The sequence below is a fragment of the Romboutsia hominis genome, assembly GCF_900002575.1.
Taxonomy (GTDB): domain Bacteria; phylum Bacillota; class Clostridia; order Peptostreptococcales; family Peptostreptococcaceae; genus Romboutsia_C; species Romboutsia_C hominis.
On record NZ_LN650648.1, the window covers coordinates 2,236,808 to 2,249,181 of the forward strand.

At 28.5% G+C, this 12,374-nt stretch carries 13 protein-coding genes; 2 read left to right on the forward strand and 11 right to left on the reverse strand.

Annotation, left to right across the window (positions count from 1 at the left end; translation table 11 throughout):
- Window positions 1–14 precede the first annotated feature (14 nt).
- From larA to FRIFI_RS10965, 3 genes are all read right to left on the reverse strand, one after another.
- Complete coding sequence (gene larA, locus FRIFI_RS10955; protein ID WP_166505861.1) at window positions 15–1,289, reverse strand: nickel-dependent lactate racemase; 1,275 nt, start codon at window positions 1,287–1,289, stop codon at window positions 15–17.
- Between the two features lie 18 nt (window positions 1,290–1,307).
- The gene (locus FRIFI_RS10960) at window positions 1,308–2,861 is read right to left on the reverse strand and encodes an L-lactate permease (RefSeq protein ID WP_092924388.1); all 1,554 of its coding nucleotides are present in this window, start codon (window positions 2,859–2,861) and stop codon (window positions 1,308–1,310) included.
- Between the two features lie 128 nt (window positions 2,862–2,989).
- Complete coding sequence (locus FRIFI_RS10965) at window positions 2,990–3,706, reverse strand: FadR/GntR family transcriptional regulator (RefSeq protein WP_166505862.1); 717 nt, start codon at window positions 3,704–3,706, stop codon at window positions 2,990–2,992.
- 102 nt (window positions 3,707–3,808) lie between these two features.
- Here FRIFI_RS10965 and FRIFI_RS10970 point away from each other — a divergent pair, with 102 nt between their 5' ends.
- Window positions 3,809–5,008: a sporulation integral membrane protein YlbJ gene (locus tag FRIFI_RS10970; protein ID WP_166505863.1), complete on the forward strand. Its 1,200-nt coding sequence runs from the start codon at window positions 3,809–3,811 to the stop codon at window positions 5,006–5,008.
- A gap of 26 nt (window positions 5,009–5,034) precedes the next feature.
- Here FRIFI_RS10970 and FRIFI_RS10975 read toward each other — a convergent pair whose 3' ends face one another.
- The 6 genes from FRIFI_RS10975 to FRIFI_RS11000 form a co-directional block, all read right to left on the reverse strand.
- The gene (locus FRIFI_RS10975) at window positions 5,035–5,559 is read right to left on the reverse strand and encodes a hypothetical protein (RefSeq protein WP_092924379.1); all 525 of its coding nucleotides are present in this window, start codon (window positions 5,557–5,559) and stop codon (window positions 5,035–5,037) included.
- A gap of 2 nt (window positions 5,560–5,561) precedes the next feature.
- Window positions 5,562–6,059, reverse strand: coding sequence for a pantetheine-phosphate adenylyltransferase (coaD, locus tag FRIFI_RS10980; RefSeq protein WP_166505864.1), 498 nt, complete (start codon window positions 6,057–6,059; stop codon window positions 5,562–5,564).
- A gap of 50 nt (window positions 6,060–6,109) precedes the next feature.
- Complete coding sequence (rsmD, locus tag FRIFI_RS10985; RefSeq protein ID WP_092924373.1) at window positions 6,110–6,661, reverse strand: 16S rRNA (guanine(966)-N(2))-methyltransferase RsmD; 552 nt, start codon at window positions 6,659–6,661, stop codon at window positions 6,110–6,112.
- A gap of 40 nt (window positions 6,662–6,701) precedes the next feature.
- A complete protein-coding gene (gene recG / locus FRIFI_RS10990) occupies window positions 6,702–8,759 on the reverse strand; it encodes an ATP-dependent DNA helicase RecG (protein WP_166505865.1) in 2,058 nt (685 codons plus the stop codon).
- Window positions 8,760–8,828: 69 nt separating this feature from the next.
- Window positions 8,829–10,451, reverse strand: coding sequence for a DAK2 domain-containing protein (locus FRIFI_RS10995; protein WP_092924367.1), 1,623 nt, complete (start codon window positions 10,449–10,451; stop codon window positions 8,829–8,831).
- 14 nt (window positions 10,452–10,465) lie between these two features.
- The gene (locus FRIFI_RS11000) at window positions 10,466–10,816 is read right to left on the reverse strand and encodes an Asp23/Gls24 family envelope stress response protein (protein WP_092924364.1); all 351 of its coding nucleotides are present in this window, start codon (window positions 10,814–10,816) and stop codon (window positions 10,466–10,468) included.
- Window positions 10,817–11,127: 311 nt separating this feature from the next.
- On the opposite strand from FRIFI_RS11000, the gene rpmB reads away from it, so the two are divergent.
- The gene (gene rpmB, locus FRIFI_RS11005; protein ID WP_092924361.1) at window positions 11,128–11,316 is read left to right on the forward strand and encodes a 50S ribosomal protein L28; all 189 of its coding nucleotides are present in this window, start codon (window positions 11,128–11,130) and stop codon (window positions 11,314–11,316) included.
- 226 nt (window positions 11,317–11,542) lie between these two features.
- On the opposite strand, the gene FRIFI_RS11010 is transcribed toward rpmB, so the two are convergent.
- Both FRIFI_RS11010 and FRIFI_RS11015 read right to left on the reverse strand, forming a co-directional pair.
- Window positions 11,543–11,692 (reverse strand): 2-oxoglutarate translocator, encoded by a 150-nt coding sequence (locus FRIFI_RS11010; protein ID WP_092924358.1) that lies wholly within the window; start codon window positions 11,690–11,692, stop codon window positions 11,543–11,545.
- A gap of 140 nt (window positions 11,693–11,832) precedes the next feature.
- The gene (locus FRIFI_RS11015; RefSeq protein WP_166505866.1) at window positions 11,833–12,360 is read right to left on the reverse strand and encodes a flavodoxin domain-containing protein; all 528 of its coding nucleotides are present in this window, start codon (window positions 12,358–12,360) and stop codon (window positions 11,833–11,835) included.
- Window positions 12,361–12,374 lie beyond the last annotated feature (14 nt).

Below are 12,374 nucleotides of genomic sequence, written 5' to 3' on the forward strand. Positions count from 1 at the left end.
TTTATCCCCCTTAACTATTTAACTATTACAGATACTCCATCAGGAATAACTACAACCTTTGAATCCCTTCCCTTTATATGAAATGCCATATTTAAAGCATCTTCAAAGTTTGATGCATGCTTCATATGCATATTCTCTATCATATCTTTATCACACTTATCTGTAACCATTATTACAGTGTAATTTTCAAGTATTCTAGCTAATATTTGAAACTCCCATTGGTCAGGTACAGTATCTCCCCTACTTACCTTTCTTACTTTTTCTAAAACTTCTTTTGGTGATTTAGCATTTGCTATATTATCGTAAAAAGATTGACCTCCATGACCATCATTGCAGGCAGATATCATAATTATTACTCCACCTTCATTGCAAGTAGCTTCTGCTGCAGTCATTCCTTTTACAGACTGATATATATTTTGATCAAGAGGATACCCTCCATTAGTACTAACAACTATATCAGCTTTATGAGATTTAACTTTAGATAACTCTGTTACAAATTCACATCCTTTTTTATGTGCTTTTTCTACATCTCCAGCAAAAGATGCTATAACTTTTTTATCTTGGTCTATTACAACATTTAGTATAAAAGCGAGATTTGATACTTTAGCTGCATATACCATATCCTCGTGAATAGGATTATTTTGTAGTGTTCCAGTTCTGGCATTTTCACTATCTATAAAGTCACTACAGTGGTTATACATTATAGTTTTTGCTGATGCTATACCTGGTAATATACTTTTTCTACCTCCAGAAAAACCTGCAAAAAAGTGAGGTTCTATAAAACCTTCTGCTATTAATAAATCTGCTTCTTTAACTAGTTTATTTAGATATAAATCTCCACCAGATGGCAATACTCCCATTTTTTCCATTTGAGAATCATCTGTTGATATATGCATTATTATTTCTTCATTTTCTACTATTTCCTCACCCATTTTATAAATCAATTCTTCTTTTGTACTTTCTCTGTGAAACCCTGTAGCAATTAATATTTTTATACTTGCATCTTTATTTACTTTTCTTATTCTTTTTAAGATTATTGTCATGGTAATTTTGCTTGGTACAGGTCTTGTGTGATCACTAGTTATTATGACGATACTTTTTTTATCTTTTGCTAATTCTTCTAATTTCTTAGAGCCTATTGGATTGTCTAATGAATTTTCTACTATTTCTTCTTGAGTTCTATTGACTTTATATGTATGTGCTTTAGATTGAAGTGTCATTAAGAAATTTTCATCTGGAATATTTAAAATCATTCCCTCTTTAGAATATGGAACTTTTAAAGTAGGCATATTTTCCCCCTTATATTTTTATATCTGTATATAACTTCCAAAATAAACTAATACTCCTAATATTACTACATATCCTAAACAAAATTTAAGAGTTGAGTTTAAAATTTTACCTTCTTTTCCTATTAACCCAGTAGCAGATGTTGCTATAGCTATACTTTGAGGTGATATCATTTTTCCTGCTGTTGCCCCTGCAGTATTTGCTGCTGCTATCCAATATGGGTCTATGCCTAGAGATGTAGCTGATTGAGATTGTAAACCTCCAAACAATATATTTGCTGATGTGTCACTACCTGTTACAAATGTACCTATTGAGCCTAAAAGTGGTGATATTACAGGATAAAATGATCCAGTTATTGCGCTTAGTCCAAAAGATATTGATGCTGTCATTGTGCTGTAAGACATAAGTTTTGATATAGCAACTATAGATGTTATAGTTATAAAAGATTTAGATAATTGTTTTACAGTTCTTATAAATACATTTATCATAGTAGATACTTTTACTCTTTGTATTAATCCACCTATAAATGTAGCAACTATTATTACAATACCTGGTGTATTTATCCATATGAATTCAGTTGTTGCGGCTCCTTCTCCTGTGTATATTTTAAATTGACTTGCAAATCTAGCTAAAAATTCATTTATAGATGTGAACAATGGACTTGCTGCTAAAATTAAAACACATAGTAATATGTATGGAAGCCAAGCTAATATACCCTCTTTTGTACTTACACTGACTTTTAATGCTACACTTCCTTTTATTCTATTTTCTTCTTCTGACATATCTTTTCTTTTATTCATTGCTTTTGCCATAAGAATTGTAATTAGCATACTACATAAACTTCCTATAAGAGCAGGTAATTCAGCTCCTAGATACTTTGCTACAAATATTTGAGGTAATGCAAATGCTACCCCTGATGCTAAAGTTATTAAAAATACTCCTTTTAATGCTTTAAGGCTTTTCTTTGTTAAAATTACTAATACAAAAGGTATTACTATTATGAATGGTGCTAATTGAATTGCTGTTAAATAACTTAATCTCATTACGTCTAGTCCCGTCACTGATGCTAATGTACTTACAGGTATGCCTATTGCTCCAAAAGCTGTTGGTACTGTATTAGCTATAAGACATATTATAGCTGCAAATATGGGATTAAATCCTAAAGATGCTAATATACTTGCTGGTATTGCAACTGCTGTGCCGTATCCTGCAACAGCTTCTAAAAAACCTCCAAATCCCCAAGCTAGTATAAGCACTTGTATTCTGTCATCTGTTGTAATACTAGATAACATTTTTTTCATAGTATCCATAGTTTTAGTTTCAACTGCTAAATTATAAGTAAATAGCGCTGCAACTATAACTAAAAGAATTGGCCATAATGCAACTAATACTCCTTCTATAGATGCCGTAATAGCATCTACAAATGGCATTTTCCAAAATACCATAGCTATAATAAATGTTAATATAACTGTTGCAAAGCAGGTTTTATGTGCTGGTAGTTTCATTATCCCTAAGGATACAATTAACCATATTATCGGTATTATAGCTATTAAAAATAATACATACTCGTTCATCAAGTACCTCCTATATATTTTATTTTATGTCGGTAACTTGAATGATGGTCAGTGGTATTACCACTTATATTTTATATAATATAAGAGATATTTATAAACCGCAATAATTGATTGAAAATTAACAATTTTCAACCAATAGTTTTTATATAGCTTTCTCTTATATTTTCCATATGTCTTTTCATCTCTTCATAAGCTAATATCGGATCATTTTTGCTTATTCCTTCATATATCCTTCTATGATTTTCAAATAATAGTTCTTCATCTCTATAATTTTCTATAATTTTTTCTCTTGCATCTTCTATAAACCTTTCAAATAGTTTAGATGATGTTATAAATACACTTTCTATAAGATAATTTTTACTTATAGATGCTATTTTATTGTGAAATCTTTGATCAAGTTGGATTATTTTCTTACTATTGTATTTTTTCATACTATTTTCTTTTCCCATTGCACCTATTATAGTTTTTAATTCTTTACAGTCTTCTTTTGTTGCTTTTATTGCTGCTATTTTTACGGTTTGTAATTCTAATACTTCTCTTAGTTCCAATACATTTTGCCATGTACCTTCATTTAATTTAAATACCATAGATAGAGGTTCTATTAGTGACTTTTCTATATTAGTACATATAAAGTTTCCATCGCCTTGTTTGCTTTCAACCACCCCTATAGTCTCTAATACCCTTATTGCTTCCCTAATAGATGTTCTACTTACACTCATCTGCTCTGATAATTCTCTTTCCGATGGGAGCTTATCTCCTTTTTTTAATTCCCCATTTAAGATTTTATCTTGTATTTGTTCTATTACAAGTTCATAAACTTTCTTATTTGAAATATTAACAAACATGATATCCCCCTTAAATTTATATTATTTATATATTTTTTCTCATATATATCTTCTTCCTTAAATATACTTGTCTTATACTATATATTTTATTAGGTGATGCTTATGAAGAAAAGAAAAATTATATGTTTTTTTGTTCCTATATGTATCGTTTTATTAATTATACTTGGAATAATTATTTTTCCTAATGATTCCTTAGAGGCTGCTAAGGAAGGCATAGAAATTTGGACCACAATACTAATACCTTCTTTACTTCCATTTATTATAGGTGCAAACTTGATTGTTGATTTAAAAATCGTTGATATAATTGGGTTTATAATTAACCCTTTTACTAAGTTTATCTTTAATGTTTCTGGGAAAAGTGCCTTAGTCTTTCTTATATCAACAGTTTCTGGCTATCCTGTAGGTGCAAAACTTGCCTCAGAACTTAGGCTTAATTCTCAAATTTCTAAGGATGAAGGGCAAAGGCTAATTTCTTTTTGCTCTACATCTGGGCCACTATTTATAATAGGTGCTGTAGCAACTGGTATGTTTAAACATCCCAATCTTGGTTATTTAATGATTATTTGCCATTACTTAGGGTCTATATCTATAGGATTGTTTTTTAGAGGTTACGGTAAAGATATTATTTCTAGTTCATCTATATCCCTAAAAGCTAATATTAAAAATACAATAAATACTCGTTTCTCTAATGGTCAAGGCTTTTTTGTTCTATTTGGAAATGCTGTAAATAGTGGTGTTAATACATTACTTATGATTGGCGGTTTTGTAATAGTATTTTCAGTGATTTTTAAGGTACTTACATTATTTAAAATAGTTGATGTCATTGCTTTTATCTTATATATTCCTCTATCTCTTTTAGGATTTACAAAAGAACTTTGTTACGGTCTTATAAGTGGCTTATTTGAAATAACTATAGGTTGTAATAAAATATCATCTGTATCTAATGTTTCAGAAGCTTTAAAAGCCTCTCTAGCTAGTTTCTTAATAGGGTTTAGTGGTATTTCTATACTTGCCCAATGTTGTACCTTTATATCAAAAACAGATATTAGCGTACCTATATACATATTAAGTAAATTTTTTCATGGGATTATATCAGGGATTCTTACATTTTTACTATATCCTTTAATAGAATCAATTTCACTTGTTTCCAATTTCTCTAACACTTATAATTATATCTACCATGGTGGTGTATCTAATTTTTATTTGTCTAATTACAATACAGTACTTTTAGTAATATTTATAGTTTATATTTTAAATCTTCTTTCAAGGCTAGAAAAGATCGCTATAAAAAAAGAAAGCTAACACTTTCTTTTTTTATAGCCTTTATATTATTGTTCTGGATTTAACTCTAATCTATCTCTTGATATTTCTTCTAGTAAATCCTTTATATTATGTTCTAAACTTAAAAGTACATTATCAGCATACTCTATAGATCCAAGTCTTATTTCACCTGCTATTCTTTCTGCTCTTGCTATCATTTCTTTAGCTTGTAATTCTGCTTTTTGAATAGGTTCACTTGATTCTAAGTAAGCATTTAAAATTTCATCAGAATTTTTCTTTAACTCTTCTACTTTTTCATTGTACTCATCTTGTATTCTTTGTGCTTCCTTTTTAGCTTGTTCCACTAATTCTTGTGCTTCTATTTTTGCATCATTTATTATTTTGTGTCTTTCTTTATTAATCCATGTTGCTTGCTTTACTTCTTCTGGAACTAATGATTTTATTTCACCTATAACACCTAATACTTCATTTTTATCTATACCAGACTTTTGAGAAAAAGGTATTGAAGATGCATTATTTATCATACTTTCTAATTCATCTAACAATTCAATTATTTCTAAATCTACATACATAGTTACTTCCCCCTATTAGTTTTTCTTTTAAGTTCTTCTAATACAACTTCTGGAACTAAGTTTTTTATATCTGCATCAAAGTTTAATACTTCCTTTATTAACGAGGAACTTATAAATGAATACTTTGGATTAGTTGCTAATATTACAGTTTCAATATTAGGATTTAATTCTTTATTCATGTGAGCCATTTGCAGTTCATACTCAACATCAGTACCATTTCTAATTCCTCTTACTAAAGTATCTATACCATGTTCTTCACAATAATTTACTAAAAGTCCATTAAAACTTACTATTTTTATATTATCAAGATGATTAGTACATTTTTCTATAAGTTCTACTCTTTCTTCAAAAGTGAACATTCCCTTTTTATTAGGATTATGAAGCACCCCTATTTGCAACTCATCAAATATTTTAGAAGCTCTACATATTATATCTAAGTGTCCATTAGTTATTGGATCAAAGCTTCCTGCAAATATAGCTTTTCTTATTTTTTTATTCATCTTTTTGCTTAGCCCTCCATTTTAACATTGATATTAGGATTTTATATATTCTATTTTAACTTATAAAATGTTAAAGTTGTATTCCCATACTTTTTGTCTCTACTTTTTTCTAAACTGCCTATTTCTTCTGGGAATTTATCTTTAGTATCATGTTCGACTACAATTATACCATCTTCTTTAAGTATATTTGCATTGTCTATTTTTTCAAGAGCATCAATAAACATGTCTTTATAATATGGAGGATCCATAAATATAACATCAAATTTATTATTTTTTATTTTAAGCTTACTTATAGCATCTTTGAAATCTAAGTTTAAGACTTCACTTTCATTTTCAAATCTAGCTTTCTTTATATTGGATTTTACCAAAGCTATACTCTCTCTACTTACATCCACAAAGGTACATTTTGAAGCACCTCTAGATAAACACTCTATTCCTAAAGAACCAGTTCCAGCAAATAAGTCTAATATGTTACTTTCCATCATATATGGATTTATCATATTAAATAATGATTCTTTAACTCTATCTGTTGTTGGTCTTACATCTTCATTTTTAGGAGTATTTAACTTTAATCCTCTTACTTTTCCTGATATTACTCTCAACGTACCTTCACCTCATTGTATATTTTAGCATAATTTTATATTAATTTAACGAAATTTCTTTAACTATATTCTCAAATTTATTCATAATTTCACGTTTTAAGCCTTTATTTTCATAATTATCTAACTTAGAGTCTTTAGAAAATATAATTCTAGCTTCTTGTTGAGCAAGTTTAAGTATTTTCATGTGTTTAAATATATTTGCAACCTTTAATTCTGGTAAACCATGTTGTCTTGTTCCAAAAAATTCACCAGGCCCTCTTATTTCTAAATCTTTTTCTGATATTTTAAATCCATCATTTGTTTCTTCCATTATAGACATTCGTTGTCTACAAACTTCTGATTTAGATGCGTATATTAATATACAATAAGACTTATGACTTCCTCTACCTACACGACCTCTTAACTGATGAAGCTGTGCTAACCCAAATCTTTCTGCATTTTCTATTATCATAAGTGTTGCATTGGGAACATTAACTCCAACCTCTATAACTGTTGTTGAAACTAATATATCTATTTCTTTATTTTTAAAACTCTTCATTATAGAATCTTTTTCGCTGCCTTTCATCTTTCCATGTAAAAGACCTACTCTAAGATCGCTAAAATATTCAGACTTTAGCTCATCAACTAGTTCTGTAGCTGCTTTAGCTTCTATAGCTTCACTTTCTTCTACTAGAGGGCACACTATATAAACTTGTCTTCCTTTTTCTACTTCTTTTCTAACTAATGAGTTGTAAGCTCTATCTCTTTTTCCTTTATCAACTGCTATAGTTTCAATTGGCTGCCTTCCTGGAGGAAGCTCATCTATTATAGATATATCCAAATCTCCATAAAGTATAAGAGCTAATGTTCTTGGTATTGGAGTTGCCGTCATTACTAATATATCTGGATTCTCTCCTTTTTCCGATAATTTGCTTCGTTGCCTAACTCCAAATCTATGTTGTTCATCTGTTATTACTAACCCTAGATTATTAAATTCTACTTTATCTTCAATTAGTGCATGAGTTCCTATTAATATATCTATTTCTTTATTTTTTACTCTTTCTAAAACTTTTTCTTTATTCTTCTTTGTTAAACTACCAACTAGTAATTCTACATTCACTCCAAAAGGCTTTAAAGTTTCTGTAAGAGAAATATAATGTTGTTCAGCTAATATTTCAGTAGGAGCCATTAATGCACCTTGATATCCATTTAAAATACAATGTGATAATGCTAAAAGAGCTACGACTGTTTTACCTGATCCAACATCACCTTGTACTAGCCTATTCATAGCACTATTTGAATTCATATCATCTATTATTTCATTTAATGCTCTCTCCTGAGCTTTCGTTAATTTAAATGGTAATGAACTTCTTATTTCTTCTAGTTTCTTATTTTCTAAAAACTTTATACCATCGACTTCACTTACTCCATTTTTAAACATAAATAATCCTAACTGTAGCATTAAAAATTCTTCAAATACGATTCTATATAAAGCAATTTTTAAGGCTTCTTTACTGCTTGGATTATGAATATTTCTAACAGCGTAATCTATGCTACATAACTTATATTTTTCTAATATATTAATTGGAAGATACTCTTTTATGTTTATTTCCTTATCATTAAGCACTCCTTTTATTATGCTACTTACTTCTTTATTAGTAACTCCATAAGTTAAAGGATATACAGGTATTATTTTACATGTAGATTTTGGTGAATTGCTAAGGTGCTCCACTTCACAAGAAGTTAATTCTACATTTTTAAATTCTTTTTTAACTTTACCAAATACTAATATAGTATCTCCAACTTTAAATGCATTTTTTATATATTCTTGATTAAAAAATACTAATTTTGCATACCCTGTTTCATCTCTTACGTCTAGCTTAGTTATATTAAGACCTTTTCTAGGAGATGACGTATGGCTTCCTACTATAATAGCTTTTATAGTAGCTCTATCTTCATTTTCTAGTTGAGCAATCTTTTTTATATTATTTCTATCTTCAAATTGTCTAGGAAAATAATATAATAGATCTTTTAGCGTAAATATATTTAATTTATTGAGTTTTTGAGCTCTTTTAGGTCCTATCCCTTTTACATACTGTATATCTTTATTTAAATCCATATTATCACCTATTAGATAAAAATCCTGTACAATCCTTACTAAGTAGGATTTTACAGGATTTTTTAAATATTATTCAACTGAAATTAAGTAGTAATAAAGAGGTTGACCTCCGTAATATAATTCTACATCTATGTCTTCAAACTTTTCTTCTAACTCGTCACGAAGTTTGTTTGCATCTTCTTCTTTTACATCTTCACCATAGAATAAAGTTATTATAGCACTATCTTCATCTACTATATTTTCTATAAGCTTAGTTGTTATTTCATCAACACCATCTCCAGCAGATTGTAATTTTCCTTCTGCTATACCTATTATATTACCTTCTTTAACTTCTATATCATTCATAACAGTATCTCTAACTGCAAATGTAACTTGACCTGATTTAACTAGTCCTAAAGACTCCATCATAGCTTCTTCATTTTCTTCTACAGATAAGTCTGCATTGAAGTTTACTAATGCTGTAAATCCTTGAGGAGTATTTTTAGTAGGAATTACTATTATATTTTTTTCACTTAATTCTTTTGCTTGATTAGCAGCCATTATTATATTGCTATTATTTGGGAATATAAATATATTTTTAGCATGAATTTCTTCTATAGCTTTCATAAAGTCTTCTGTGCTAGGGTTCATTGTTTGTCCACCCTCTATTATGTAATCAACACCAAAATCTTTAAAAATTTGAGCTAGTCCTTCACCCATAGAAGTTGCTATGAATCCATATTCTTTTTCTTCTACTGCTGATGCTGTTTCATCTTTTGTATCAAGCAATATGTTTTCATGTTGTACTTTCATGTTTTCTATTTTTATAGTTATTAATTGTCCATATTTTAAAGCATCTTGTAATACTAGTCCTGGATCATTAGTATGAACGTGCACTTTTATTACACCGTCATCTCCAACTACTGCTAAACTATCTCCATACTTCATCATCATATCTCTTATTTGTAAGTCGCTTACTTTATCACTTTCTAATATAAACTCAGTGCAATAAGCAAACTTTATATCATCCGTATTTATTTGCGCTTGAGCTGATGATTGTGTCGTAGTAGTAGATGATTTTTCTAAAGCCTCTATAGAATTTCCTTTTAGAGCTTCTAACATTCCTTCATATATTAGTACTAGACCTTTACCTCCAGAGTCTACAACTCCAGCTTCTTTTAGTGCTTTTAATAATTCTGGTGTTCTATTTAATGAATTATTAGCTTCCTTTATAACCATTTCTAAGAATGCTACTAAATCTTTTTCTTTCTTACAAGCTGAAAGTGCATATTCTCCACTCTCTCTTACTACTGTAAGTATAGTCCCTTCTATAGGCTTTATAACAGCCTTATAAGCTGTATCTGAACCATTCTTAAATGCATCTGCTAAATCTGATGTAGATATCTTTTCTTTTCCTTCTATTGATTTTGCAAATCCTCTTATTATTTGAGATAGTATAACACCTGAATTTCCTCTAGCTCCCATTAAAGAGCCTTTAGATAGAGCTTTACCTATTTCAGTTATATTATCCCCCTCTACCTTAGACAATTCTTTCATTGCATAAGATATAGTAAGAGACATGTTTGTTCCTGTATCTCCATCTGGAACTGGAAAAACATTTAGTTTATCAACTAAATCTTTATTATTTTGAAGATTATTTGCACCTGACACAAACATATCTCTTAATAATTTACCATCTATATATTGAATCATTTTCTTCCTCCTAATTACTTAACTCTAATTCCTTGAACATTGATATCTATTTTACTTACTTTTATAGCCGTTGTGTTCTCAACTGTATATTTTACTCTATCTATTATGTTATTTGCAACAGTAGATATATTAGTTCCGTATTGTAGTATAACATATAATTCTATAGCTATAGTGTTATCTTCTAATTCTTGTACTAAAACACCTTTTAATACGTTCTCACCTTTTAATAGTTCTACTATACCCTTAGTTTTATATGCTAAACCTACTAATCCATAACTTTCCATAGCAGCTCTGTATGCAATTTGTGCTATAACATGTTTATCTATTTCTATATTTCCATATTGATTACTTACTTTTACGCTCATGATTTACCCCCTTAGGTTCATATTTTTATTTGGAATAAATATTTTATTTATATTATTATAAAAATTTATATATCCTATAATACTATAAATATGATATAATTTAAACCTACGTAATTATTTTGTAATAGTAAATATTTTATTTTAAATATTTACTTTATACAAAATTATATATATAATTTTATATGATAACAAGACATTGTTCAATATTTGTTAAGCAAATATATATTTCTATTGCACGTTTTTAATATTTATGTTAATATAAATATGTTTTTAGTCTTTAAATAGTTATCATTTTAAGGAGGTGTACGTAAATGGCAAAGGTATGTAGCGTATGTGGTAAAGGAAAGGTTTCTGGAAACCAAGTATCACACTCAAATAGACATAACAGAAGAACATGGTCAGCTAACTTAAGAAGCGTTAGAGCTATAATAGATGGAACTCCTAAGAGAGTTAAAGTTTGTACTAGATGTTTACGTTCTGGAAAAATAGAAAGAGCTTAATTGTTCTTTAAAGCCTACTAATTAGTAGGCTTTTTTATTTCATATGTATTTTTATAATTTCATCTAATGATTATAGTAATTACATTAATTACTTTTTCTTGCTTCCCTTCATAAACTTTAATATAATTCCAGCTATCCATTTAGGCATTTTTATTGTTACCATTTTCATTTAACATTCCCCCAATAATATTATTTATTTGGCTTACTTATAAAGCATATTCAAGTATCAATAAAAAAATAGTAAAACTCCACATCCAATTAAAATAACTGCTGTAAGCAATGTCCAAATCCACCCCGGAAGCATCATAGATAAAAGTACTGCTCCTCCTGTTGACAAACATAACATTCCCAATAACACCTTAGAGCTATTTTTCATTAAAACACCTCCTTGAGTTATTTTACTATTTAAACTTATGTATATATTAAATTTATGCAAAATAGTCCATATTTAGACCTGTCCCACTTTTTATTAATAAATTTTTTCAAAATAAAAAGACGTATTTCAAAATACATCTTTTACAAAAGTTCTATCAATTTATCTATACTTTTTTTATCACACATATCTATTTGTTTATTAAAACTATCTAAAATCAACTTATCATCTTCTGTAAGATCTCTAAAATCTTTTTTATCTATATATACCTTTAATCCCTTCATAAGGATTTTGTCTTTTATACTTAATTCATTATAGAATATTGAACCTCTAAAATTAACTAAAGTTATATTACTTGCTATTTCATCACTAAAATTTTTATCTATTAGATTTTTTCTTAATTCTTCAGAAATTGACTCCATACCTACAGTAAATATTATTACTCTTTTATCTTTTATATTATGAAAGTTTTTCTCTATAAAACTTATTCCATTTATTTTGCTTGCATATATTCCTCCACCATATATTATAGTGTTATATTCTTTTAAATCCTTATTTCTAATATCACTAACTTCATATAAATCGGCATTTAGCCTCATTGCTATCCATCCAGAATATTTTTTAGTACTTCCATATTTAGATTTATATATAACCGCTACCTTATTATCCATAAAACCCCTCCAAA

Coding starts and splice junctions, on each gene's coding strand:
- larA (WP_166505861.1), bottom strand. CDS start 1,289: ATGCCTACTTTAAAAGTTCCATATTCTAAAGAGGGAATGATTTTAAAT.
- FRIFI_RS10960 (WP_092924388.1), bottom strand. CDS start 2,861: ATGAACGAGTATGTATTATTTTTAATAGCTATAATACCGATAATATGG.
- FRIFI_RS10965 (WP_166505862.1), bottom strand. CDS start 3,706: ATGTTTGTTAATATTTCAAATAAGAAAGTTTATGAACTTGTAATAGAA.
- FRIFI_RS10970 (WP_166505863.1), top strand. CDS start 3,809: ATGAAGAAAAGAAAAATTATATGTTTTTTTGTTCCTATATGTATCGTT.
- FRIFI_RS10975 (WP_092924379.1), bottom strand. CDS start 5,559: ATGTATGTAGATTTAGAAATAATTGAATTGTTAGATGAATTAGAAAGT.
- coaD (WP_166505864.1), bottom strand. CDS start 6,059: ATGAATAAAAAAATAAGAAAAGCTATATTTGCAGGAAGCTTTGATCCA.
- recG (WP_166505865.1), bottom strand. CDS start 8,759: ATGGATTTAAATAAAGATATACAGTATGTAAAAGGGATAGGACCTAAA.
- FRIFI_RS10995 (WP_092924367.1), bottom strand. CDS start 10,451: ATGATTCAATATATAGATGGTAAATTATTAAGAGATATGTTTGTGTCA.
- FRIFI_RS11000 (WP_092924364.1), bottom strand. CDS start 10,816: ATGAGCGTAAAAGTAAGTAATCAATATGGAAATATAGAAATAGATAAA.
- rpmB (WP_092924361.1), top strand. CDS start 11,128: ATGGCAAAGGTATGTAGCGTATGTGGTAAAGGAAAGGTTTCTGGAAAC.
- FRIFI_RS11010 (WP_092924358.1), bottom strand. CDS start 11,692: ATGAAAAATAGCTCTAAGGTGTTATTGGGAATGTTATGTTTGTCAACA.
- FRIFI_RS11015 (WP_166505866.1), bottom strand. CDS start 12,360: ATGGATAATAAGGTAGCGGTTATATATAAATCTAAATATGGAAGTACT.